Source organism: Curtobacterium sp. AG1037 (genome assembly GCF_003349855.1).
GTDB classification, from domain to species: domain Bacteria; phylum Actinomycetota; class Actinomycetes; order Actinomycetales; family Microbacteriaceae; genus Curtobacterium; species Curtobacterium citreum.
Genome location: NZ_QQAO01000002.1, coordinates 57619 through 81266, shown reverse-complemented (window position 1 = coordinate 81266; position 23648 = coordinate 57619). Strand labels below are relative to the sequence as shown.

General features: G+C 72.9%; 27 protein-coding genes. 8 read left to right on the top strand and 19 right to left on the bottom strand.

What is annotated here, in order from left to right; genetic code table 11:
* Positions 1-4: 4 nt before the first annotated feature.
* Both DEU32_RS02855 and DEU32_RS02850 read right to left on the bottom strand, forming a co-directional pair.
* Positions 5-1690, bottom strand: coding sequence for a bifunctional 3'-5' exonuclease/DNA polymerase (locus DEU32_RS02855; protein ID WP_114849284.1), 1686 nt, complete (start codon positions 1688-1690; stop codon positions 5-7).
* A 156-nt stretch (positions 1691-1846) separates the two neighbouring features.
* Entirely contained in the window at positions 1847-2068 is a 222-nt protein-coding gene (locus DEU32_RS02850) for a hypothetical protein (protein WP_058741316.1), read from the bottom strand.
* Positions 2069-2198: 130 nt separating this feature from the next.
* On the opposite strand from DEU32_RS02850, the gene DEU32_RS02845 reads away from it, so the two are divergent.
* Both DEU32_RS02845 and DEU32_RS02840 read left to right on the top strand, forming a co-directional pair.
* Positions 2199-2420: a hypothetical protein gene (locus tag DEU32_RS02845; protein WP_058741315.1), complete on the top strand. Its 222-nt coding sequence runs from the start codon at positions 2199-2201 to the stop codon at positions 2418-2420.
* A gap of 301 nt (positions 2421-2721) precedes the next feature.
* Positions 2722-2991, top strand: coding sequence for a GlsB/YeaQ/YmgE family stress response membrane protein (locus tag DEU32_RS02840; RefSeq protein ID WP_058741314.1), 270 nt, complete (start codon positions 2722-2724; stop codon positions 2989-2991).
* 125 nt (positions 2992-3116) lie between these two features.
* On the opposite strand, the gene DEU32_RS02835 is transcribed toward DEU32_RS02840, so the two are convergent.
* Entirely contained in the window at positions 3117-4490 is a 1374-nt protein-coding gene (locus DEU32_RS02835; RefSeq protein ID WP_114849283.1) for an L-serine ammonia-lyase, read from the bottom strand.
* Between the two features lie 86 nt (positions 4491-4576).
* Between DEU32_RS02835 and DEU32_RS02830 the strand changes: the two genes are divergently transcribed.
* Entirely contained in the window at positions 4577-5395 is an 819-nt protein-coding gene (locus tag DEU32_RS02830; RefSeq protein ID WP_058741312.1) for a shikimate 5-dehydrogenase, read from the top strand.
* A 58-nt stretch (positions 5396-5453) separates the two neighbouring features.
* Here DEU32_RS02830 and DEU32_RS02825 read toward each other — a convergent pair whose 3' ends face one another.
* Genes DEU32_RS02825 through DEU32_RS02815 form a run of 3 tightly spaced genes read right to left on the bottom strand, consistent with a single transcriptional unit; the run spans position 5454 to position 8064 of the window.
* The gene (locus tag DEU32_RS02825) at positions 5454-5897 is read right to left on the bottom strand and encodes an SRPBCC family protein (protein WP_058741311.1); all 444 of its coding nucleotides are present in this window, start codon (positions 5895-5897) and stop codon (positions 5454-5456) included.
* Positions 5898-5899: 2 nt separating this feature from the next.
* On the bottom strand, positions 5900-7345 hold the full coding sequence (locus DEU32_RS02820) for an NAD(P)/FAD-dependent oxidoreductase (RefSeq protein WP_114849282.1): 1446 nt from the start codon (positions 7343-7345) through the stop codon (positions 5900-5902).
* 35 nt (positions 7346-7380) lie between these two features.
* Positions 7381-8064 carry a hypothetical protein gene (locus DEU32_RS02815; RefSeq protein WP_058741309.1) on the bottom strand — a complete coding sequence of 228 codons (684 nt, stop codon included), beginning with the start codon at positions 8062-8064 and terminating at the stop codon, positions 7381-7383.
* A 101-nt stretch (positions 8065-8165) separates the two neighbouring features.
* Here DEU32_RS02815 and DEU32_RS02810 point away from each other — a divergent pair, with 101 nt between their 5' ends.
* Positions 8166-8441, top strand: coding sequence for a hypothetical protein (locus DEU32_RS02810; RefSeq protein WP_114849281.1), 276 nt, complete (start codon positions 8166-8168; stop codon positions 8439-8441).
* A 66-nt stretch (positions 8442-8507) separates the two neighbouring features.
* Here DEU32_RS02810 and DEU32_RS02805 read toward each other — a convergent pair whose 3' ends face one another.
* Positions 8508-9035, bottom strand: coding sequence for a GNAT family N-acetyltransferase (locus DEU32_RS02805; protein WP_180225939.1), 528 nt, complete (start codon positions 9033-9035; stop codon positions 8508-8510).
* Positions 9036-9174: 139 nt separating this feature from the next.
* Here DEU32_RS02805 and DEU32_RS02800 point away from each other — a divergent pair, with 139 nt between their 5' ends.
* Complete coding sequence (locus DEU32_RS02800) at positions 9175-9798, top strand: TetR/AcrR family transcriptional regulator (protein WP_058741306.1); 624 nt, start codon at positions 9175-9177, stop codon at positions 9796-9798.
* Positions 9799-9977: 179 nt separating this feature from the next.
* Here the strand turns inward: DEU32_RS02800 and DEU32_RS02795 are convergent, their stop codons facing one another.
* From DEU32_RS02795 to DEU32_RS02760, 8 genes are all read right to left on the bottom strand, one after another.
* On the bottom strand, positions 9978-11048 hold the full coding sequence (locus DEU32_RS02795) for a glycine betaine ABC transporter substrate-binding protein (RefSeq protein ID WP_114849279.1): 1071 nt from the start codon (positions 11046-11048) through the stop codon (positions 9978-9980).
* On the bottom strand, positions 11045-11818 hold the full coding sequence (locus DEU32_RS02790) for an ABC transporter permease (RefSeq protein WP_114849278.1): 774 nt from the start codon (positions 11816-11818) through the stop codon (positions 11045-11047). Before DEU32_RS02790 ends, DEU32_RS02795 begins: the two co-directional genes overlap by 4 nt.
* On the bottom strand, positions 11815-13107 hold the full coding sequence (locus DEU32_RS02785) for an ABC transporter ATP-binding protein (RefSeq protein ID WP_114849277.1): 1293 nt from the start codon (positions 13105-13107) through the stop codon (positions 11815-11817). The genes DEU32_RS02790 and DEU32_RS02785 overlap by 4 nt, the downstream gene beginning before the upstream one ends.
* Entirely contained in the window at positions 13094-13741 is a 648-nt protein-coding gene (locus DEU32_RS02780) for an ABC transporter permease (RefSeq protein WP_114849276.1), read from the bottom strand. The genes DEU32_RS02785 and DEU32_RS02780 overlap by 14 nt, the downstream gene beginning before the upstream one ends.
* A gap of 206 nt (positions 13742-13947) precedes the next feature.
* Positions 13948-14643, bottom strand: a complete 696-nt coding sequence (locus DEU32_RS02775; RefSeq protein WP_114849275.1) for a DinB family protein — start codon at positions 14641-14643, stop codon at positions 13948-13950.
* On the bottom strand, positions 14640-15263 hold the full coding sequence (locus tag DEU32_RS02770; protein WP_114849274.1) for a hypothetical protein: 624 nt from the start codon (positions 15261-15263) through the stop codon (positions 14640-14642). Before DEU32_RS02770 ends, DEU32_RS02775 begins: the two co-directional genes overlap by 4 nt.
* A 58-nt stretch (positions 15264-15321) precedes the next feature.
* Entirely contained in the window at positions 15322-16200 is an 879-nt protein-coding gene (locus tag DEU32_RS02765) for an aminoglycoside phosphotransferase family protein (protein ID WP_114849273.1), read from the bottom strand.
* 118 nt (positions 16201-16318) lie between these two features.
* A complete protein-coding gene (locus DEU32_RS02760; protein ID WP_083519857.1) occupies positions 16319-16984 on the bottom strand; it encodes a ScbR family autoregulator-binding transcription factor in 666 nt (221 codons plus the stop codon).
* Positions 16985-17064: 80 nt separating this feature from the next.
* Between DEU32_RS02760 and DEU32_RS02755 the strand changes: the two genes are divergently transcribed.
* Positions 17065-17508, top strand: a complete 444-nt coding sequence (locus DEU32_RS02755; RefSeq protein WP_114849272.1) for a disulfide bond formation protein B — start codon at positions 17065-17067, stop codon at positions 17506-17508.
* Positions 17509-17523: 15 nt separating this feature from the next.
* On the opposite strand, the gene DEU32_RS02750 is transcribed toward DEU32_RS02755, so the two are convergent.
* Positions 17524-18675, bottom strand: a complete 1152-nt coding sequence (locus tag DEU32_RS02750) for a GAF domain-containing protein (protein WP_114849271.1) — start codon at positions 18673-18675, stop codon at positions 17524-17526.
* Complete coding sequence (locus tag DEU32_RS02745; RefSeq protein WP_181819177.1) at positions 18672-19448, bottom strand: ThuA domain-containing protein; 777 nt, start codon at positions 19446-19448, stop codon at positions 18672-18674. Before DEU32_RS02745 ends, DEU32_RS02750 begins: the two co-directional genes overlap by 4 nt.
* A gap of 61 nt (positions 19449-19509) precedes the next feature.
* Here DEU32_RS02745 and DEU32_RS02740 point away from each other — a divergent pair, with 61 nt between their 5' ends.
* Positions 19510-19965, top strand: a complete 456-nt coding sequence (locus tag DEU32_RS02740) for a DUF3817 domain-containing protein (protein ID WP_114849270.1) — start codon at positions 19510-19512, stop codon at positions 19963-19965.
* A gap of 242 nt (positions 19966-20207) precedes the next feature.
* Here the strand turns inward: DEU32_RS02740 and DEU32_RS02735 are convergent, their stop codons facing one another.
* Positions 20208-22418, bottom strand: coding sequence for an NADP-dependent isocitrate dehydrogenase (locus DEU32_RS02735; protein ID WP_114849269.1), 2211 nt, complete (start codon positions 22416-22418; stop codon positions 20208-20210).
* Positions 22419-22627: 209 nt separating this feature from the next.
* On the opposite strand from DEU32_RS02735, the gene DEU32_RS02730 reads away from it, so the two are divergent.
* The gene (locus DEU32_RS02730) at positions 22628-22993 is read left to right on the top strand and encodes a hypothetical protein (protein ID WP_114849268.1); all 366 of its coding nucleotides are present in this window, start codon (positions 22628-22630) and stop codon (positions 22991-22993) included.
* A 47-nt stretch (positions 22994-23040) separates the two neighbouring features.
* Here the strand turns inward: DEU32_RS02730 and DEU32_RS02725 are convergent, their stop codons facing one another.
* Positions 23041-23529 (bottom strand): hypothetical protein, encoded by a 489-nt coding sequence (locus DEU32_RS02725; protein WP_114849267.1) that lies wholly within the window; start codon positions 23527-23529, stop codon positions 23041-23043.
* Positions 23530-23648 lie beyond the last annotated feature (119 nt).

Here is a 23648-nt window from a genome sequence, read left to right as displayed (position 1 = left end):
GCCGTCAGTCCTTCGCTGCCCCGTAGTCGCGGACGGTCGACACCGTGAGCGGGAACACCACGGGGAAGTCCCGGAACAGCAGGCGTCCGGCGTCCACCGCGGCGGCTCGGACCTGCTCGGCCACCCACTCGGCGTGCTCGACCGGGGTGTGCACGACGAGCTCGTCGTGCACGAAGAACACCAGGTGCGGCCCGTCGGTGACCGGCCCCGGGAACCGCGTCAGGAGCCGGGTGCGCAGGGACCCCATCCACGCGAGCGCCCACTCCGCCGCCGTGCCCTGCACGACGAAGTTCCGGGTGAACCGCCCCCAGCTCCGCGCCCGCGACTCGACGGCCCGCTGCTGCGCCGGGGTGCCGTCCACCGACCACGCCCGCGCCCGCGCCGCCGCGGACGCCGCGTCCGGCACCGGCGAGGTCCGTCCGAGCAGGGTCGTCACCGGCTCCCCGCGCTCCCCCGCCCGGGCCGCCCGGTCGACCAGTCCGAGCGCCGCCGGGAACGCCCGCGCCAGCCGGGGCACGAGCCGGCCGCCGTCGCCCTGCGTGGCGCCGTACATCGCACCGAGCATCGCGCCCTTCGCCTGCTGCCGGGTCTCGACCGCACCCGAGGCCACCACGCCGTCGTACAGGTCGCGGCCGTCCCCCGCCGCCGCCATCGCCCGGTCACCGGACATCGCCGCGAGGACCCGCGGCTCGAGCTGCGCCGCGTCGGCGACCACGAACGTCCAGCCCTCGTCCGCGACGACCGCGGACCGGACCGTCCTCGGGAGCTGCATGGCGCCGCCGCCGTCCGCCGCCCAGCGCCCGGTCACCACGCCGCCGACCAGGTACTTCGGGTGGAACCGCCCGTCCTGCACCCACTCGTCGAGCCACGTCCACCCGTTCGCCGTCATCAGCCGCGACAGCTTCTTGTACTCGAGCAGCGGCGCGATGACCGGGTGCTCGAGCTCCTGCAGCTCCCACTTGCGCGTGCTCGCGACCATCAGGCCCGCCGCTCGGAGGGACCGCAGCACGTCGGTCGGCGAGTCCGGGTTGAGCGTCGGGTCCGCCAGGTGCCCGCGGATCACGACGGCCAGCTCCTCGAGCCGACGGGGTCGGACGCCCGGCGGGACCCGCGGGCCGAGCGCGTCCTCGAGCAGCCGGGCGTGCACGTCCGCCCGCCACGGCAGCCCGGCGTGCAGGATCTCGGCGGCGACCAGCGCACCGGCCGACTCCGCGGTGGTCAGCAGGCGCATGGCGCCCGGCGCGGTGGAGGTCGCGACCGCGTCGAGCTGCGCGCGCAGCTCGGCCACCGGGTCGGCCGCGTCGTCGGCCGGTGCGACCGTGAACAGTGCGTCGTCGAAGAGCGACGCCTGCGTCGGTCGGGTGACCCGTGCCTCCTGGCCGGGGTCGTCCCACGTGTCGGGCGGAGCCGCCGCGAGCGCGGTGCCCCGTGTCGCGAGCGCGCCGCGCAGGATGCGGCGCACGAGGCGCAGGTCGGTGCAGCGGCCGACGCGGCCGCCGGCCCGTAGGACGGCCGGGTACCAGCGTGCGGTGTCGTCCCAGACCCACCGGACGTCCGGTCCGTCGTGTGCCGCGACGAAGGCCGGGAGGCGCGGCTCGTCCAGGCGGGTCGGCTCGCCCGCCGACGCCCCCGCGTCGGTCAGGGGCGTCGCGGTGACGCCGCCGTCGACGCGGTGGAGGACCAGGTGCACCCCACGATCATGCCGCGCGCCACCGTCCTCCCCCGCCGGGCCGCTCGCTGCCGCTGCCGCCGCTGCTGTTCCGCGAAACGCAAGGTCGGCGGTTCCTCGCAGCGGTACTGCGCTGCGAGGAACCGCTGTCGTTGCGTCCTGCGAGTCCGGATCGGGTCAGTCGGTTCGTGGGTCCGACGCGTCGGCGTCGCCGGGACGCACCGCGGCGGTGTCGGCGACGTCGATCCGGACGTCTCCGTCCTCGGCCCGTGAGACGGCGACCCGCGGATCGGCGTCGTGCGCGTCGGAGCCCGACATCCGGCGGAGGGTGTCCTGGCGCCGCTCCTCGAAGCTCATGTCGACGCCGTCGTCCAGGTGGTCACGGTCGGGCTCGCTCATGGCGCGGACGCTACCCGCCAGCCGCCGACCGCCCTCCGATCCCAGGGCGACCGGGCGCGGGGCAGCCGCGTGCAGGTGAGCCGCGCTCGTCGATTGGGTGCGTGAAGTGGACAGCCGCCATGATGTCCGGATGGCAACGAACACCGCGCGACCGCTCGGCTGGCGGCCGGTGGACCCGGACGAAGTGCCGATCCACGCCGTGGTCCGCTACCGGGACCGCGGGCGGACGGTCGCGGGCACCGCGGTGGACGTCCTCGACGCCGGTGACCGCCCGTCGCTCATCGTCCGCACCGACGACGGGCAGCACCACGTCGCTCCGGGGTCCACCCGCCTGGAGATGCTCGAGGACTGACTCCGGGCAACCACACGGGAATGATCCAGGAAACGCACACCAGCACGCGCTGGGAACCCGTGGAGCAGGCCGGGAGTACAAGTAGTTAGTCAAACTACTGAAACGACCGGAGGACAGCGCGATGCGTACGGAACACCTCCCCACCGAGCCGATCGACATGGCTGCGCTCCTGCGTGCCCAGACGTCGTCGGCTCCGGGCAACGAACCGCTCGTCCCCGCGGTCGACCTCGCGTCCTGACGCACCCCGGGCCGGCTCCCCCGGCCCATCACGCTCCACCCCCTCGTCTGAAAGGACATCACCATGAGCTTCCTCGGCTTCATCCTCCTCGGCCTCATCGCCGGTGCCATCGCCAAGCTGATCCTCCCGGGTCGTCAGGGCGGCGGCTGGCTGGCCACCCTCGTGCTCGGCGTGATCGGTGCCCTCATCGGCGGCTGGATCGGCGGCGCGGTCTTCGGCGTCGGGTACAACGGCTTCTTCAGCATCCAGTCGTGGATCATCGCGATCCTGGGCGCGCTCGTCGTGCTCGTCATCTGGGGTCTCATCACGGGCCGTCGCGGTAGCCGCGCCTGACCGCAGCAGGACCGTCGAACGCCCCCACCGGGAACGGTGGGGGCGTTCGTGCGTCCGGTCCCAGCAGGGCGGAGGCGCAGCAGTGCGGCAGCGCAGCAGCGGCAGCGCGGCACTGCGGCAGCGCGTCAGCAGAGCGGGACGTTCACCGCGAGCCCGCCCATCGCGGTCTCCTTGTACTTCGTCGACATGTCCGCGCCGGTCTGCCGCATGGTCTCGACGACCTGGTCGAGCGAGACGTGGTGCACCCCGTCGCCCCGCAGCGCCATCCGCGCCGCGTTGATCGCCTTGTTCGCCGCGATGGCGTTCCGCTCGATGCACGGGATCTGCACGAGCCCGCCGATCGGGTCGCAGGTCAGCCCGAGGTTGTGCTCCATGGCGATCTCGGCCGCGTTCTCGACCTGCTCGGGCGTCCCACCGAGCACCTCGGCGAGCCCGGCGGCCGCCATCGACGCCGCGGAACCGACCTCGCCCTGGCACCCGACCTCGGCGCCGGAGATCGACGCCCGCTCCTTGTAGATCGAGCCGATCGCCCCGGCGGTCAGCAGGAAGCGGACCACGGCGTCGTCGCGCTCGTCCGGGGCGACCTCGGACACGTACGTGAGCGCGTAGTACAGCACCGCGGGGATGATCCCGGCGGCACCGTTCGTCGGCGCCGTGACGACCCGGCCGCCGGTGGCGTTCTCCTCGTTGACCGCCATCGCCGTCAGGTTGACCCACTCCATCGCGAACAGCGGGTCGTGGTGCGGGTCGTCGCGGGTGAGCTGCTCGTACCAGTTCGCGGCGCGCCGACGGACGTTCAGCCCGCCCGGCAGGGTCCCGGCGCGGCGGATGCTCCGGTCGACGCTGGCGCGCATCACGTCGTGCACGTGCAGGAGTCCCGCCCGGACCTGCTCCTCGGTGCGCGAGGCGGTCTCGTTCGCCATCGCGATGCCGCTGACGGGCAGGCCGGTCGCGGCGCAGGCGGCGAGCAGCTCGGCGCCGCTCGAGAACGCGTGGGGCACGGCGTCGTCGACGGGGATGGCGGCCTCGGCCACGGCGCCCTCGGTGTCGCTCGTGACGAACCCGCCGCCGATCGAGTAGTACGTCTCCTCGCAGAGCACGGTGCCCGCGGCGTCGCAGGCACCCAGGCGCATCGCGTTGGGGTGTCGCGGCAGCATGGTGAGCGGGTGCAGCACGATGTCGGCCTGCCGGAAGGGCACGGTCGGTCCCCCGGCCAGCGGCAGCTCCCCCGTCCGCTCGAGTTCGGCCAGCGCAGCCGCCATGGCGTCCGGGTCGACCGTCTGCGGGTCGGAGCCCATCAGGCCGGCGAGGACCGCACCGAGCGTGCCGTGTCCCTGCCCCGTGGACGCGAGCGAGCCGTACAGGTGGACGTCGAGCGTCGCCACGGGTGCCCCGGCCAGCCGGGCCGCGAAGGCCGCTCCGGCACGCATCGGCCCGACGGTGTGGGAACTCGACGGGCCGATCCCGACGCTGAACAGATCGAAGACGGAGACCGGCACCCCGCCACACTAACCCGTCCGGACGGGCAGGCGGTCAGCGCACAGAGTGGACCGCTCCATCGGCATGTCCGTGGGACACTCGACCCATGCCCATCCTCAACAAGGACATGCAGGTCTGCATCTCGCTGGCCGCACGACCGAGCAACATCGGCACCCGCTTCCACAACTTCCTCTACGACGAGCTCGGGCTGAACTACGCCTACAAGGCCTTCACGACGACGGACCTGCCCGGCGCCGTGACCGGCATCCGTGCGCTCGGCATCCGCGGCTGCTCGGTGTCGATGCCCTTCAAGGAGGCGGTCATCCCCCTCGTCGACGTCGTCGAGCCGTCCGCCGAGGCGATCCGGTCCGTCAACACCGTGGTGAACGACGACGGTGTGCTCACCGCGTCGAACACCGACTACGAGGCCGTCGCGTCCCTGCTCGACACCCACGGCGTCGACCGCGCGTCCCGTGTGGTGCTCCGCGGCTCCGGGGGCATGGCGAAGGCCGTCACGGCGGCGTTCCGCGGCGCGGGCTTCGAGCGCCTGACGGTCGTCGCGCGCAACACCGAGGCCGGTCCCGCCCTGGCCGAGCAGTACGGCTTCGACTGGGTCGCCTCCGAGCAGCAGGCGCCGGACGCCGACGTCCTGGTGAACGTCACGCCGCTCGGCATGCAGGGCGACGAGCAGGACGTGCTCGCCTTCGAGCAGGACCGGATCGACGCCGCGACGACCGTCTTCGACGTCGTCGCCTTCCCCTCCGAGACGCCGCTGGTGCGCGCCGGACGCGCGGCCGGCAAGCAGGTCGTCACCGGGGCCGAGGTCATCGCCCTCCAGGCGGCCCGCCAGTTCGAGCGGTACACCGGGGTCGCCCTGACGGACGACCAGGTGCGGCGCGCGAGCGCCTTCAGTCGCGAAGGGTGACCCGATGACGGCCGGGAGGATCGGGGCGGGCCCCGCCACGGTCCTCCAGGCCGTCACGTCACCCGTTCCGCGACCGGCCCTCCGCGACCCAGCGGAGCCGCCGGATGCTCTCGTTGTTCCGGATCCAGATGCCCGGCTGCGCGATGAACCCCGGGACGAGCGCCCCGGGACCGCGGACCGGGTTCTCCCGCAGGGTGACCCGGCAGCCGCGCGGGTGCTCCTCGACCGTGACCTCGACGCGGGCCTCGCCCACGGGCCAGCCCTTCGCCTGGATCACCAGGCGGCGGGGCTCGTCGACCTCGAGGACGGTCGTCGTGTCGTTGATCAGGAACGGCCAGATGCCGAACGAGTGGTGCAGCTCGGTGCCCACCGCGGGCCAGCCCGGGTCCTGGCCGCGCATGCGCGAGGCGCCGACCACCCAGGTCGGGTAGAGCCAGCCGTCGCGGAGCACGTCGAAGACGTCCTCCGGGCTGCAGCGCAGGTTCCTGACGTTCTTGGCCATGGTCACTCCTCCGGTGCGAGGTCGACGTGCTCGGACAGCCCGAACGTGTGCCGCAGCACGCTCCGGGCTGCGTGCCACCCCGCCATGCCGTGCACGCCGGGCCCGGGGGCGGCCGCCTCCGAGCACAGGTACATGCCGCCGCCCATCCGCCACGGGTCGCTCGACAGGACGGGGCGCTGCACGAGCTGCCAGAAGCTCGCGGCGCCGGCGGCGATGTCCCCGCCGACGTAGTTCGGGTTGTACTCGGCCATCTGCACGGCGGTCCGGCTGGCCGACTGCAGGATCGTGTCGCGGAACCCCGGTGCGAACCGCTCGACCTGCCGCACCACGGCCTCGGTCGGGTCGACGTCCGAGCCCGCCGGCACGTGCGCGTACGCCCAGAAGACGTGCTTGCCGCGCGGGGCCCGACCGGGGTCGACCACCGTCGGCTCACTCCCGAGGACGTACGGTCGGTCCGCGTGCCGGCCGTGCGCCACGGCGTGCTCGGCGGCCGCGATCTCCGACCGGGTCCCACCGATGTGGACCGTTCCGGCCTTCCGGAGCTCCGCGTTCGTCCACGGCACCGGGTCCGACAGGGCGAAGTCGACCTTGGCCGCCGCGTTCCCGAACCGGAAGCGCCGCAGTGCCCCGCGCTTCGGCGTCGGGATCTGCTTCCCGGCGATCCGCAGCATGCCCGGCACGCTCGTGTCGAAGAGCACCGCCTTGGCCGGGGTGAGGTCGCCGAGGGACCGGATCTCCCGTCCGGTCTCGATCCGCCCGCCGTGTGCGACGAGGTCCGCGGCGAGCGCGTCGACGATCGCCTGGCTGCCGCCGATCGGCACCGGCCAGCCCCGGGCGTGCGCGTACGAGCCGAGCGACAGGGCCGCGGCCGCGGTGGACAGCGACGGCATGTGCTGGATCGAGTGCGCGGCGACGCCGGACACCATCGCGGGGGCGACCTGCTCGCGGAAGCGCACGTTCCAGGCCGCGGAGCCCTGCTCGAGGGCCCGGAGTCCGAAGCGCAGCACGGTGAGGGGGTGCCGCGGGACGTGGAGCAGGGCGTCGGTGGCGAAGTCCGCGACCCGGTCGGCGCTGCGTGCGAGCGGCGCCATGAGGTTCCGGAACGCCGGGCCGTCGAGCCCGAGGGCCGCCGCCGTCCGGTCGATGTCCTGGTACGCGATGCCGGCGTCGCCGCGGTCGAGCGGGTGCCCGTACTGCACCTCGGGCAGCCGGAGCTCGATGCGGTCCTCCATGCGGAACAGCCGGAAGAACTCGGACTGCAGCGCCATCGGGTGCACGGCGGAGCAGACGTCGTGGTGGAAGCCCGGCAGCGTGAGCTCGGCCGTCCGGGCGCCGCCGCCGATCGTGTCGTTCCGCTCGACGACCTCGACCGACAGGCCCGCGCGTGCGAGCGTCACCGCCGCCGCGAGTCCGTTCGGTCCGGCTCCGACGACCACCGCATCCACCATGGGTCGAGCCTAGGGACCGGTGGCCTCGGGTGCGGTCAGGGGCGAGCGGCGTCCGCGTCGGCCGGGTCGGTGCCCTCGTCGGGGGCGTCGAGGTCGTCCGGCTCGTCGGCGTCCGCCGGGGTCGTCGCGGGCGACTCCCCCACCGGGTGCTCGGCGAGCAGCGCCGCGAAGTCCTCGTCGAGCATCTGCTGCACGCGCTCGTCTCGGCCGACCTCGTAGCCCTCGGTCGGACGCTGCGCCCACCCGAGCCGCCCGACGACGGTCGTGCCGATGTCGTCCCACGCCCGTGCTCGCGCCTGCAGGACGATCCCGTCGACGAAGCCCTGGTCGTCCCGGCGGCGGTCGAGCATCGTCGCGAGCTGCTCGTACGTGGCCTCACGGGTGCGGAGCTTCAGGTCGTCGCCGCGCTTGTAGTCGTGCTGGTGCCGCGACCGGCCCTTCTGCTTGCTCGAGGTCGCGCGGATCTCCCGCATCCGGGCGGCGTCCCCGCGTTCTTCCTCGGCCATGCGGTGGAGTTCCTCGCGCGTGGCCTCGGCGATCACGGCGTGGTCGAAGTACCCCTGGTCACGCAGGGAGTTCGTGATGATCCGGTTCGCCACGGCGACCACGATCGCGGCCTTCGCGATGAGGAACCCCTCGTCCACGGCACGCTTCAACTCCACCTGGCTCACGGGGCGGTCGCGCACGTCGTGCTTGTTGCGTCGTCCGAACAGGGCCATGCTCCGACGATACCGGCGCTCGGCCGTCCGTCCGCAGGGGGACCCGGGGATCACACCGCGGAGGGACGCACGACCGTCGGCGGTTCCCTACCGTCGAGGACATGGACACCACGCCGCACTCCCCCCGCACCGGTCTCGGAACCGCGAGCCTCGTCCTCGGCATCTGCTCGCTCCTGGCCGGCTGGACGTTCCTCGCCCCGGTCGTCGGGCTCTGCCTGGGCATCGCGTCGCGGAGTCGGGAACCCCTGGCCCGCGGACGCGCCGGGTGGGGCATCCTGCTCAACCTCGTCGCGCTCGCGGTCTGGGTCCTGCTCCTCGTGCTCCTGGTGGTCGGCGGCGCCTTCGCGGTGTGGACCGGGGCGACCCAGGGCCGCTGATCCGGCACGCGCGCAGGCCCCTCCGCTCGAGCCCGCGCAGCCACGCAGCCACGCAGCCACGCAGCGTCAGAACACCAGGCCGTACACCGCGACGTCGATCCGCCGAGGACCGAGCGGCAACGCGCTCCGCAGGGTCCCCTCGTGCACGAAGCCGAGGCGTTCCGCGAGCGCTCGGCTCCGGACGTTGTCGACGCCGGTCCGGATCTCCACCCGCGCCGCCCGGCGTTCGCGGGCGACCCCCACGAGCACGGACGCAGCACGCCGCACGATCCCCCGGCCCTCGAAGTCGGCGTCGATCCAGTAGCCGAGCGACGCCTGCCCGAGGTACGGGTCGACCGCCAGGGACGCCACCCCGACGACGCGCTCCGCCGACCGGACGACGCACGGCACCGCCCGGTCCATGGCGTACTGCCCGAGCAGCTGCTCGGTGTACCGCAGCATGTCGTCGCGGCTCGTCGGCGCCCACGCCCACGGCTCGGCGGTCCGGAGCCGGTCGAGGTTCGCCTGCACCAGCTCGTGCACGGCGTCGACCGTGGTCAGGTCGCGGAGCGTGAGCGTGTACCCGTCCCCGAGGTCCCGTCCGGATGCCGCCACGCGTCCGACACTATGCACGCGTCGCCCCGCCGTCCGGTCCGGATCGCGACGGACGGGCCGCGCTCCGGAGAACACCCTGCGTCCCTGCAAGTTTGCACACACTGTACTTCTGCAGCCCGCCGACGGTTACAGTCGAGCCATGTCCGACACCGCGCCCGTGCCCACGATGGGCCTGCGCGACCGCAAGCGCCTCGAGACCCGCCGCCGCATCGCCGGGGCGGCCCGGTCCCTCGCCCTCGAGCACGACCTCGACCGCACCACGATCGAGCAGATCGCCGCGCGCGCGGACGTCTCGCCGCGCACCTTCTTCAACTACTTCGAGAGCAAGGAGGACGCCGTCCTCGGGCACACCGAGCTCGACCTGTCCCCGGAGACCCTCGACGCGCACCTGCAGGCCGTGGCCGGGCGTCCGGTGGTCGAGGCGGTCGTGGACCTGGCGTTCCTGGTGTTCGGCGACTCGTTCGGCGACGAGTCCGAGCGCGTCGACCGCAAGGAGGTCGTCGTCCGCTTCCCCCAGCTCATGCGCCGGCAGGTCGCCCGGATGACCCTGGTGGCCGAGGCGATGACCGGGGCCGTCCGCACGATCCTCGCGCGCGACCCGGCCTGGGGTCCGGACGCGGCGACGCCCGAGGCCGCCGAGATGCTCCTCGGCATGTGCATGACCGGGCTCCGCAGTGCCGCGAAGGGTGACGGGTCGGACCCCGCCGACGTGCGCGCGCGCCTGGTGGCGACCATCCGCGACACCGCGACCCGCCTGGCCTGACCGGCCCCGTGCCTCCAGTCCGTCCGTCGGCACCCGACGCATCCCGTGGGTGAGCAGAAGACGTCGGGTCTCCTTCGAGGACCCGACGTCTTCTGCTCACCCAGGCGAACCCGCGCACCCGCTCACCCACGCGAACCCGCGAACCCGCGCACCCGCCCACCCGGCGCCCGCGCAGCCCGCTACGGCTTCGTGATGAAGCCCTCCCGCACCATCCAGTCGAACGCAACGTCCGCGGGCTCCCGCCCCTCGACGTCGACCTGCCGGTTCAGCTCCTGCAGCACGGCGTCCGTCAGCTTCGGCGAGATCTGGTCGTACACGTCGCGGAGCTGCGGGTACTCGCGCAGCGTCGCCGAGTCGATCACCGGGGCCACGTTGTACGCCGGGAAGAACCCGCGGTCGTCCTCGAGCACCGTCAGCCCGAGCGACTTGATGCGCCCGTCCGTCGTGAACACCTCGCCGAAGTTGCACTTGCCCCGGTCGGTCGCCGTGTAGACGGTCCCGGTGTCGAGGATGCTGACGTTCGAGGTCGGCACGCCGTTCTCCCCCGAGCCGCCGAGTTCGAGCCCGTACTTCTCGAGCATCGGCTTGAAGCCGTCCGCACGCGAGTTGAACTCCGACTCCACGCAGAACGTGCGCTGGTCGAGCGGCAGCTTCGTGATGTCCGACAGGGTCTGCACGTCGCCGAGCTCGGACACGGCCTCGTCCCGGACCGCGAACGCGTACGTGTTGTTCATCGGCGCCGGCTCGAGCCAGGTCAGCCCGTTGCCGGCGTCCTCCTGCTTCACCGCCTGCCACTGCTCGGTCTTGTCCGGGATCCCCTGCTCGTGGCCCATGAAGGTCAGCCAGGCGGTGCCCGTGTACTCGTACGTGAAGTCCGCACCGTGCGAGGTCATCAGCTCGCGCACCGCGACCGATCCCGGCACGTTCGTCTCGTCCGTGACGTCGAACCCGGCGGCCTTCGCGGCGAGCACCGCGATCTTGCCGAGCACGAGCTGCTCGGTGAAGTTCTTCGACGTCACCGTCAGGTGTGCGTCGTCGGGCAGGTCGTCGATCCGCTGGATCGAGCCGGGTGCCGCTCCGGGGACGAAGGACGCGGCGGGCTGCAGGCCGCAGCCGGTCAGGGCGAGGGCGCTCGCCCCCGCCACGGCGGCGGCGGTCAGGACGCGGCGACGGACCGACGGACGGGAGGCACGGGGTGCGCCCGCAGCGTCGGCTCCGGTCGGGCCGTGGGTCGGGCTGTCGGGGGTCATCGGAGTCCCTTCGGTCGCGCGACCGTCTCGACGACACGGCCGATCCAGTCGATGGTGAGGGCGAGGAGCGCCACGAGGAGCGCCCCGGAGACGAGCACCTTCGGCAGGAACAGGTTCACGCCCGTCGTGATGAGCAGGCCGAGACCACCGGCGCCGACGAAGGTCGCCAGGCTCGCGGTGCCGACGAGCAGCACGAGCGCCGTGCGGATGCCGGAGAGCATCACCGGTACGGCCAGCGGCAGCTCGACCTTGAGCAGGACGGCGAAGGCGCTCATGCCCATGCCCCGCCCGGCCTCGACGAGCCGCTCGTCGACGCTCTGCACGCCGAGCATCGTGTTCCTGAGCACCGGCAGGATCGCGTAGAGCACGAGGGCGACGACCGCGGACCAGCTGTTCAGTCCCAGCCACGCCGCGAGCAGCACGATGAGCCCGACCGCGGGGGCCGCCTGGCCGAAGTTCGCGACGGCGATCACGGCCGTGCTCGCCCGGCGGAACGGCCCGCGGGTGAGCAGCACGCCGAGCGGGATGCCGATCACGAGCACGAGCACCGTCGCCTGCAGGGTCAGCACCAGGTGCTGCCCGGTCAGGTCGAGGATGCCGCTCGGGTTGAGCGTCGAACGCTCGGTCGCCGTCAGGTCCGCCGTGGCGAGCCAGACGACGAACCCGGCGAGGACGACCAGGATCGCGATCGGCTGGACGAGCAGGCCCTTCCACGGGGTGCGCTCGGCGGTGCCGGCTCCGGCGGTCGGGCCGGCGGCGACCGCGGTCACAGCTCCTCCCCGGAGGCGGCGATCGTCGGCGCTGCCGGCGAGGACGGCAGGGTCTCGATCGGGTTCGTGTTCGTGCCGACCGGGGCGTACGCCTGGTCGGACGCGGCGGCCGCACGGGACCGGGTGATGGCGTCCATCACGGTCTCGACGGTGATGACGCCGCGGAAGGACTCGCCGCGACCGGTGACGAGCGCCGCACCGGCACTCGACACGAGCATGGTGTCGAGTGCGTCGTTGAGCGTCGCGGCCTCGCCCACGACGGGCAGGTCGGGCTCGATCCCCTCGGGCACCCGGGTCAGGCGCTCGAGCTGGCGGCGGGTCGGCCACCCCACCGGACGCTGGCGCCGGTCGACGACGACGGCGTGCTGGTGCCCGCCGGCCTCGTCCATCCGCTGCAGCACGGCCTTCGTCTCCTCGCCGGCCGAGCAGGTCACCGCGGGGGCGAGCTCGACGTCGCGGACGCGGTTCAGCGTCAGCTGCTTGAGCCCGGCGCCCGAGCCGATGAAGTTCTCGACGAACTCGTTGGCCGGTTCCGCGAGGATCCGCTCCGGGGTGTCGTACTGCACGATGTGCGCGCCCTCGGTGAAGATCACGATCCAGTCACCGAGCTTCACGGCCTCGTCGAAGTCGTGCGTGACGATGACGATCGTCTTGTGCAGCTCCTCCTGGATGCGCAGGAGCTCGTCCTGCAGGCGCTGCCGGGTGATCGGGTCGACGGCACCGAAGGGCTCGTCCATGAGCAGGACGGGCGGGTCCGCGGCGAGCGCTCGGGCGACGCCCACGCGCTGCTGCTGCCCGCCGGAGAGCTCGCGGGGGAAGCGGTCGCGGTAGGTGTCCGGGTCGAGCGAGACGAGGTCGAGCAGCTCGTCGACGCGCGCCGCGATCTTCTCCTTCGACCAGCCGAGCATCTTCGGCACGATCGCGATGTTCGCGGCGACCGTCATGTGCGGGAAGAGTCCCCCGGCCTGGATGACGTAGCCCATGCGGCGGCGGAGCTCGTCGCCGTCGATGCTCGTGACGTCCTCGTCGCCGACGACGATGCGGCCCTCGGTCGGCTCGATGAGCCGGTTGATCATCTTGAGGGTCGTGGTCTTGCCGCAGCCGGACGGGCCGACGAGCATGACGACCTTGCCGGCCGGGATCTCGAGCGTGATGCCGTCGACGGCGGGCTTCTGCTGGCCCGGGTAGCGCTTGGTGACCTCGTCGAGCAGGATGCTCCGGCCGGTCACGTCCCCCTCGGGCGCGGTGCCGGATGCGTGGTCGGTGGTGGCGTGGTCAGTGCTGGACACGGATACCTCTCGAGGTGGTCAGGCGGCCGAGGCCGATGAGGAGCAGGTCGAGGACGAGGGCGAGCAGGACGACCCCGATGACCCCGACGACGACCGAGTTCAGGGCGTTCGCCCCGCCGAGGCGGGAGAGGCCCGAGAAGATGAAGCCGCCGAGTCCGGGGCCGAGTGCGTAGGCGGCGATCGCGGCGATGCCCATCACCATCTGCGCGGAGACCCGCACGCCGCTGAGGATGATCGGCCACGCCATCGGGAGCTCGACCTGCACGAGCGTGCGGATCCGGCTCATCCCGATGCCGCGGGCGGACTCCACCACGGTCGGCGGGATCTCGGCGAGCCCGACGACGGCGTTCCGCAGGATCGGCAGCGTGGCGAAGAAGACGACCGTGACGACGGAGGGCACGACGCCGAACCCGAGCGGCACGATGAGCAGGCCGATGACGGCGAAGGACGGCAGCGTGAGGCCGATCGCCGAGATCGCGTTGGCGGCCGAGCTGAGCCGTGGACTGCGGTACACGAGCGTGGCGAGCACCACGGCGATGAGCGTCGCGAGCACCGTGCACTGGACCACCAGCGAGAAGTGCTGCCACGACGAGAACCAGATCTGGTCCCATCGCTCCGAGACGTACTGGAACACGGGTGGGCACCCCTCCCTGTCGGCCGAACGCCCCACTCGACGGGGCACGAACCCGTCCGACCGTACGCAGGACACCCCGTACTTGTACAACGGCAAAGGTTCGGAACAGGACGTTCCTGGGCGTTCGCCCAGACGAGAACCCCTGGTCAGGACGTACCCCTCGGTGTCAACCTGGGAGAGTGGTAACGATACCGAACGACCCTCGGCTATCGGTCGGACCGCGGCAGCCCGGACCGCTGGGCGATGTCGACCAGGTGCGCCCGCCACGTCGCCCACTCGTCGGGCGTCTTCGCGGCGAGGTTGCCGTCCCCGTCGCCTGCAAGACCGTCGAGCATCTCGCGGACGATGTCGGCGTGCCCCGCGTGCCGGGCGGTCTCGTAGGCCATGTGCACGAGGATCCGGTGGAGCGTGACCTCGCGGCGGTCCTCCGGCCACCACGGGACGACCCCGCGGGCGTCGAGGTCGAGCGCCGCGATCGTCGCGTCGGCGTGCGCGGCGCTCCGGTGGTGGAACGCGACGACGTCGGCCATCGACTCGTCGAGCGACGCGTACATGTCGGCGCCGTCCCACGAGTCGAGCCAGGCCGGGGCGTCCGGCAGCGGCCGGTCGAACACGAGCCCGAGGTACCCGGCCTGCACGCCCGCGACGTGCTTGACCAGGCCGAGCACGTTCGTCCCGGTCGGGGTCAGCGGCCACCGGGCCTGCCGCTCCGCGAGCCCGTCGAGCTTCGCGAGCAGCGCGGCGCGGTGCTTCTGCAGGTACCGGTGCAGCGTCTCCTTGACCATCGCCGCGTCCGTCGTGGGCGTGGTGCCCTCGGCGGACAGCGACGACAGGCCGGTCGCGGCGATCGACGCCGTCGGCTGGGCGGGGGTGACCTCGGGGACCGGATCGGCACTCGTCATGTCGCCGATGCTGCCACCCGTCGGGCCTGCACGCGCTCCGACTCGTGCACCGCGACGCGTTCCGCGGTCAGGAGCAGCGACGCGACCTCGGCGGCCGTGCGCGTCGGGGCGTCGTTCCAGCTCGTCAGGTCGCGGACCCGGGCCATCCGCAGGTCCGGTGCGGGACACCAGGCGACCGGCTGTCCCTCGTCACGGGCCAGTGCGTGCCAGACCAGGTCGAGCGCCCGCTGCACCGGCTGCGAGTGCACCGCCTGCGGACCACCGGCGGCGGAGACGACCGCGCCGACCAGGCACGCGGCGACGAGCGGCCGGCCCTGGACGTCCATCGCCGCGGCACTCGAGGCCTTGCGGACCCGTCCGTGCTCGTCGAGGTACGCGAACCACGCGTGCTGGGTCCAGCCGCGCTCGACGACCTCGCGCGCGGTGGTGAGCAGGCGCTGCAGGTCGTCGAGCTCCCGGAGGTGCTCGACGATCCGTCGGTCGCGCGCCGCGGCTCGGCGGACCGCCCAGCGGTCGAGGAGTGCACGGAGTCCGTGCCGCGGACGATCTGCGGCGGGGGCGGACGGGGCGGGGGAGGCGTCGGTGTCGACGTCGTGCGGGACGCGGAACTCGAGGGTCATCAGGCCCCTCCGATCTCCAGTGCACGGACAGGTGAGGGAACGATAAGCCCGTGCGACCTCAGTCGTCCAGCACCGCGTCGATGGCCCGTGCCGCGACCGTCCGCAAGGCGTGTTCGTCGCTCGTGGCGAGCGCCGAGGCGATGGCGACCGCCCACCCCCGGGCGCGCGTCCAGGTGGCGTCGTCGGCCGCGACGGCCGTCGTGAAGGTGCGCCGCGCCTCCCGGTCGAGCGTCAGCCAGCGGGTCGCGAGGTCCACGGCGGGGTCGCCCGCGGTCACGTCGCCGAAGTCGACGACCGCCGCCAGGCGGCGTGCGCCGTCGGCGTCGTCGGTCACGAGCAGGTTGCAGGGGTGCAGGTCGCCGTGCACCCAGACGGGAGGCCCGTGGTGCGCGGGTGCGGCCACCGCGGTCCGCCAGGCCTCGCCCAAGGCCAAGGCCCGCGGCACGCCGGGTCCGTCCAGGCGCGCGCGGACCGCCGCGTCGCGGGTCGCGAGGGGCACCGCACGGACCGGGTTCACGGGCGCGTCCGCCGGTGCGGGGACGTGCAGCAGCTGGACGAACGCGGCGAGCGCCCGGGCGACCCGCTCGCCCTGCGCGACCGGTCCGGCCGGGGTGCCCGCGAACCAGGGGACGACGCTCCACGACCACGGGTAGCCGAGCGCGGGGCGGCCGGTGCGCACGGGCGCCGGGACCGGGACGACGTCCGCGACGAGCGCCGCGAGATCCGGCAGCCAGCGCTGCTCGTGCTCGACGAGGACGGCTGCGGCGGCGCGGCGGGGGAGTCGCACCGCCAGGTCGTCCCCGGCACGCACGAGCACGTTGTCCCAGCCGTTCGCGGCGACCCGCAGCGGCAGGTCCGCGAGGTCGGGGTGCTGGTCCCGGAGCAGGGCCGCCACGAGTGCGACGTCGACGTCGTGTTCGGCGGGCGGAGTGGGCATCCGGTCACGGTAGTGGAACGATCCTCGATTCCCCGTGAACGGGGGATCGAGCGGAAACGTACTCCTTGGTATCCTCACACCCAGACGACGTGGGTGTCCCTGGGGGGACCCGCGTCGCTCAGTCGGCCGGGGCGGGGTCCGGCGCGATGATCGCGACGAGGCGGGGGATCGCCGGGCGGGTCTGCTCCGTGACGATCCCGGAGAGCAGGACCGACCAGAGTTCGCGGAGCCGCTCGTACAGGTCCGCGCGGTCGTGCAGCAGGTCCGACACCATCTGCACCCCGGTGTACGCGGGGCTGATCACGCGCCCGACGAGCTCCGGGTCCCACGACGGGTCGACCTCGCCAGCGTCGATCGCCCGGCGGACGACGGTCGCGGTGTGGTGCATCCAGTCCGTGTAGGGGTCGCGCCGGGGGACGTCGACCGCGTGCTCGTCGGTCGACAGTCGGATGCCGGCGGACACGACGACCTCGCGGACCATCTGCGTCGCGACGCTCTGCGACATCCACATGAGCGACTCGAGCGGTGTGGTGCCGCGGAGCGCCGCCTGCTCGGCGTACCGACGCGAGACCTCGTGCTGCTCGGCGATCACGGCGCCGGCGATGTCGGCCTTCGAGCGGAAGTGGAAGTACAGCGCGCCCTTGGTCAGCCCGGCGCGCTCGGCCACCCCGTCCATCGACGCCCCGCGGTACCCGCGCTCGTCGAACTCGCCGGCGGCCGCCCGGATGAGGGCCGCCCGGGTCGCCACCGCACGCTGCTGCCGAACCCTGCCGTCCTGCGCCATGCAGTCGATCGTAGCGACGCGGGGCGTGTGCTCCGGGGTCCTCAGGGGACCCCCCGGCGCACTGTCGTACGGTGACCGGCATGGAGCGATGGCGGAGCCCACGGACCTGGGCACGAGCGGGTCGGTGGCTGCTGCTGCCGATCGCCGTGCTCGACTGGGTCGCGCTGGCCCCCCAGCCCGTCGTCGTGATCGCGTTCCTGATCGCCGTCGTCGGCTTCGCCGGGATGGCCGCCGCGCTCATCGTCCGGATGCTGCACCGGTCCCGGGCCGCGATGGCGGGCCTCGGGGTCGTGCTGCTGCTCGGTGGGCTCGTGGTCCTGGGGCTCGACCCGTTCCCGGGCACCGTGCCGACGCTCGACCAGTGGTGGCCGGACGCGATCACGCAGCCGCAGGTCGTCGGCAGCGCGTACTGGAAGACCGCGGGACTCGGCGTCGAGCTCGCCGGGTTCGCGCTGCTCGGCACGCTCCTGGTCGTCACGCTCACGGGCGGCCCGGACCGCGCCCGGCGCAGCACCGTCCGCTGACGGACCCGGCGCGCGTCAGGTCCGCCCGACCTGCACGACCGCGAGGTCCCGCCCGGCACCGTCCGCCGGCAGCAGGCCGCGCAGGTGTCCGAGCAGGTCGTCCGGGTGCGCGGCCACCACGTCGGCGAAGCCGTCGACGTCCGCCACCCCGGCGAGCGCGAGCGCCCCGGCAGTCAGCAGCACGACGCGGTCCCCGTGCCCGAGGTCGGCCGACCCCGTGGTGCGCCGGTGCCCGGTGTGCTGCAGGCCGAAGGGTCGGTCCGTCGAGCGGATCGGCGTCACCGACCCGTCCGCACGGGCGAGCAGGGCGAGCCCGTGGCCCGCGTCCGCCCACGTGACGCGGCCGTCCGTCGGGTCGAGCCGCACGTGCAGCAGTGACCCGACGGCCCCCGCGGCCGACAGGTCGGGGGTGAGCTGTGCCTCCAGGCCGGTGATCGCCGCGTCCACCGCGACGTCCGTGCGGGCGACGACCGCGGCGCGTGCCGAGGCTGCGAGGAGCGCCGCGGCGCGACCGGCGGCGGCCACCGAGCCGACCGTCGCGTGCAGCGCACCGTCGGACGCGACCCGCCAGTCGACGAGGTCCCCGCCGCGTTCGTGCGGGACGACCAGTCCGTCCACGGTCCCGCCGGGCAGCACGAGCGGCTCCGGCAGCAGCCCCGTGAGCACCCGCTGGACCCGCGCGCGTTCGATCGAGTGGACGAGCTCGCGCTCCGCCCAGCGCGCGAGGTCACGGAGCAGGGCGACGTCCGCGGCGGAGAACTCACGCGGCTGCGCGTCCATCACGCACAGGGTGCCGACCCGGGTGCCGTCGAGCGTGCTGAGCGGCGCGCCCGCGTAGAAGCGGATGCCGTGCTCGGCGACCGCGGCGGTGTGGGCGAAGCGCGGGTCGAGCGCCGTGTCGGGGATCACCATCGGCTCGGGCGTGAGCACCGTCGTCGCGCAGAACTGCTCGCTCGCCGGGACGCTCGTCCCCTGGTGCCACCCGAAGGTCGACTGCGTCGTGACGACGTCGTGGTGGACGAGGTTGAGGAACGTCAGGGGCACGCCGAACGCCTCGTGCGTCATCCGGGTGATGCGGTCGAACCGCTCCTCCGGACCCGCGCCGAGGACGTCGAGCGCCTCGATGACGGCGGTGCGCCTGTCCGCACCGTCGAGCTGGTCGGTCACCCCTCCGTTGTACCCGCTCCACCGGCGAGGAACCAGTCCCGCGGGTGGGGGTCCGCGCTGAGCGTCCGGCGCGCCGAGGTCGGGGTGGCCCAGGCAGCGGCGTTCCCGAGCACCCGCTGGACGTCCGGGTGGTGGTAGACGGGGTACTCCTGGTCGCCGGGCGAGAAGTAGAAGACCCGGCCGAGGCCACGACGGTAGGCGACGCCGGACCGGAACACCTCTCCGCCGGCGAAGGTCGACAGGAAGACCTCCTCGTCGGGGCGCGGGATGTCGAAGTACTCGCCGTACATCTCCTGGCGGTCGATGACGATCGGGTGCGGGACGCCGGCGGCGATCGGGTGCTCCGGCGCGATCGTCCAGACGAGCTCGCGCTCCCCGTCGTTCCGCCACTTGAGCGAGCAGGTCGTGCCCATCAGGCGCGTGAACGGCTTCGAGTAGTGCCCGGAGTGCAGCACCACGAGCCCCATGCCCGCGTGCACCGCCTTCACCACGCGGTCGACGACCTCGTCCGCGACCTGGTCGTGGGCGACGTGGCCCCACCAGAACAGGACGTCGGTGGACGCCAGGCGCTCCGCGGTCAGGCCGTGCTCGGGTTCCTGCAGCGTCGCGGTCGTGATCTCGGCGGTCGGGTGCTGCTCGCGCAGGGCGGCGGCGATCACGGTGTGCATGCCGTCCGGGTAGTGCCCGAGCACGGTCTCGTCACCGCGGCTCTCGTGCACGTTCTCGTTCCAGACGACGATGTTCAGGGGACGGTTCTCGGTCGGCGCTGACATGTCCCCGACGCTACCGTGCCCGTGTCGGCGGTCTCCCCGGTTCGTGCACCAGCATGTCGGCATGACTCCCCGATCCCTGTTCCGTGCCGCCGCGGTGGCCGAACTCGTGACCTGGACGCTGCTCATCGCCGGGATGGTCCTGAAGTACGGGCTGGACGCCGGCGACTGGGGAGTGCGGATCGGCGGGAGCGTGCACGGCTTCGTGTTCCTGGCGTACCTGGTCGTGACGACGGTCGTCGCGGTGAACCAGCGTTGGTCGGCGGGGGCGCTCGTGCTCGGGTGGGCGAGTGCGGTCGTGCCCTACGCCACGGTGCCGTTCGAGGTCGCGGTCGCCCGGCGAGGGATGCTCGAGGGCCCCTGGCGCCGCTCACCGGACGGACGCTCGGGCGTGTGGGACCGCCTGCTGTTCTTCGTGGTGCGCCGGCCCGCGGTGGCGGCGGGCATCGGGGTCGTCGCGGTGGCGCTCGTGTTCTCGGGGCTGCTGGTGGTCGGGCCGCCGGTGCCGTCCCGGGGCTGAGGCGCGGGCACCCGGGCGCGGCGCGCGCAGGCACGCACGCCCGAGCGGGCACGACATGCCGCTCACGTCCGCGAGGTGAGCCATTTCGGTCACGCTCGGCCCCGAGCGTGACAGAGATGGCCCGCTCGGCGGGCCAGCGGGGCGACGCGGGCGGGCGGGCGCGGCGCTGCGGGCGCACGCACAGACGGACGGGAGGCACGGTGCCAGCTGGCACCGTGCCTCCCGTCCTTACCGGCGCGCGTCTACAGCGCGGCCAGCGCCTCGTTCAGCGTCGCCGACGGGCGCATCACGGCGCTCGTCTTGGCGTCGTCCGGCCGGTAGTACCCGCCGATGTCGGCGGGCTTGCCCTGGACGGCCACGAGTTCGTCGACGATGGTCTGCTCGTGCTCGTCGAGCGTCGCCGCGAGGCCCTGGAACGCCGCTGCGAGTTCGGCGTCCTCGGTCTGGCGGGCGAGCTCGTCAGCCCAGTACTTCGCCAGGTAGAAGTGGCTGCCGCGGTTGTCGATCGTGCCGATCTTGCGGCCCGGAGACTTGTTCTCGTCGAGGAACGTGCCCGTGGCGCGGTCGAGCGTGTCCGCGAGGACCTTCGCCCGCGCGTTGCCCGTCACACCCGCGAGGTGCTCGAACGACACCGCGAGCGCGAGGAACTCACCGAGGGAGTCCCAGCGCAGGTAGTCCTGCTCGACGAGCTGCTGCACGTGCTTCGGGGCCGAGCCGCCGGCACCGGTCTCGAACAGCCCGCCGCCACCGAGCAGCGGGACGACCGAGAGCATCTTCGCCGAGGTGCCGAGCTCCATGATCGGGAACAGGTCGGTGAGGTAGTCGCGGAGGACGTTGCCCGTGACCGAGATGGTGTCCTCGCCGCGACGGATGCGCTCGAGCGAGAAGCGCATCGCGTCCTCGGGCGACATGACCTCGATCTGCAGGCCGTCGGTGTCGTGGTCGCCGAGGTACGTGCGGACGAGCCCGATCAGGTTGGCGTCGTGCGCACGGGTCTCGTCGAGCCAGAACACGGCGGGCGAACCCGTGGCGCGGGCACGCGTGACCGCGAGCTTCACCCAGTCGCGGATCGCCACGTCCTTGGTCTGGCACGCGCGCCAGATGTCGCCCTGCTCGACCTCGTGCTCGATGACGGTCTCGCCGCCGCTCGTGACCACGCGGACGCGACCGGCACCCGGGACCTCGAAGGTCTTGTCGTGCGAGCCGTACTCCTCGGCCTTCTGCGCCATGAGGCCGACGTTCGGCACCGAGCCCATGGTCGACGGGTCGAAGGCGCCGTTCACGCGGCAGTCCTCGATGACGGCCTGGTAGATGCCGGCGTAGCTCGAGTCGGGGATGACCGCGAGGGTGTCGTGCTCCTCGCCGTCCGGGCCCCACATGTGGCCGGAGGTGCGGATCATCGCCGGCATCGAGGCGTCGACGATGACGTCGCTCGGGACGTGCAGGTTCGTGATGCCCTTGTCCGAGTCGACCATCGCGAGCTCGGGGCCGGCGTCGATGCCGTCCGCGAACGCCTGCTTGATCGCTGCGCCGTTCGGCACGCTGTCCAGCCCGGCGAGGATCGAGCCGAGGCCGTCGTTCGGGTTCAGCCCGGCGGCGGCGAGGTCGGCCCCGAACCGCTCGAACACGGACGGGAAGAACGCCCGGATGACGTGGCCGAAGATGATCGGGTCGGAGACCTTCATCATCGTGGCCTTGAGGTGCACGGAGAACAGGACGCCCTGCTCCTGCGCGGCGGCGATCTGGTCACGGAGGAACGCCTCGAGCGCCCGGACGTGCAGCACGGTGCCGTCGACGACCTCACCCGCGAGGACGGGGATCGACTGCTTCAGGACGGTGGTCTCGCCGTCCTGCCCGACGAACTCGATGGTCAGAGTGTCGTCGGCGGGGGCGATCCACGACTGCTCGTTCGAGCGGAAGTCGTCCACGCCCATCGTCACGACGTTCGTCTTCGAGTCGGCGCTCCACGCACCCATGCGGTGCGGGTGCTTCCGGGCGTAGTTCTTCACCGACAGCGGCGCGCGACGGTCCGAGTTGCCCTCGCGGAGCACCGGGTTGACGGCACTGCCCTTGACGCGGTCGTAGCGGGCGCGGACGTCGCGCTCCTCGTCCGTGGTGGGCTCGTCCGGGTAGGCGGGTAGGTCGTAGCCCTGCGCCTGGAGTTCCTTGATCGCTGCCTTGAGCTGCGGGATCGACGCCGAGATGTTCGGCAGCTTGATGATGTTCGCCTCGGGCGTCTTCGCGAGTTCGCCGAGCTCGGCCAGGGCGTCGTCCAGGCGCTGCTCGTCACTGAGGCGCTCGGGGAACTGGGCGATGATCCGGCCGGACAGCGAGATGTCCCGCGTCTCGACGTCGACGCCGGCCGTGCGGGCGAACGCCTCGACGACCGGGAGGAACGAGTGGGTCGCGAGGAACGGTGCCTCGTCGGTGAGGGTGTAGATGATCTTGGCCATGCTGGCGGGTACTCCCTTGTTCAACCGTCGGTACGTCCACGCTACTCGGGGTGCGGGATGTCTCGACATCAAGATACCTGGTCCGGCGCGCCCCCGACAGGCGTTCGGCTCGCCTCCGGCAGACGCCCAGCGGATGTCCGGGAGGAACATCGGATGCTCTTGGGTTCGTCGCCTTCCATGGTCTCCCGCAGGACCGACAGGAGCGCGACATGGGCAGGGCACGACGGACACCGAACGACTTCGGGTGGACCGCTGACGACCTGCGGTCAGCCTACGCGGCGGACGGCAGCGGTCCGCACCGGTACGCCCCGGACGGCGCGGGGCCGTTCTCCTACGACCCCGACGGATCCGGACCGTGGCTCGTCGGACCGGAGCCGCGTGGCGGGGCAGCCCGCTTCGCCCCGCGCTCTCGCCGATCCGGGTCGCGCCTCCGTCGACTCGGGACGACCGTGACGGCCGGCGGGCTCGCGCTCGTCGTGGCCGTGGGGAGCGTCGCCCTCGTGGCGCACCACGCTCCTCCACACCCGGGGGTGCAGGCGTCAGCCGTCCACAGCTCGGCGGACGACGCCTCCTGAGCCGGACTGGCGCGCCAGCCTGGACGCATGACCGAGCGAGTGGCTGATCAGGCGGTGATCCGGAAGACCCGGACGCCCGAGGCACGCAGCCCCGCGACGCCCAGGCGGTCCCGCAGGTTCCGGAAGGGGCGCTTGAAGCCGGACGACGCCGATGCAGCGCCGATCTGGTGCAGGACCTCGGACGTCAGGGTCCGTTCGACCTTCGGCGCCAGCCGGGTCACCCCGGAGACGGTGATCACGACGCGGACCGCGTTCGGTGCGAGCAGCGGCGCGATGAGCTCGGCGGCCTCGTGCGCACGGTGGAACGCCGGGTCCTCGCCCGGTCGGCGGATCGCGATGACGGCGAGCTCGGCCTCGGCGGAGCAGTGCGGATCGGGCAGGTCGTCCACGCCGACGACGCGCATCCGGGTGGCGTCCACCCCGGCCCGCACGGCCGCGGCGCGGAGCACCGGGAGCAGCTCCTGGGAACCCGCGAGCACGACCTCGGCGGTCGCGAGGTCGATCGGTTCGTGTCGCTCCCGCGGCGTTCGGGCCATGGCGCAGGTCCTTCCGGTCGCTGGACTCGGACACTACCGATCCCGCACCCAGCCGGCACGCAGCGCACGGATCGGATCAGGAGCCTCCCAGCCGTTCGGTAACGGGAAGATCACGACGA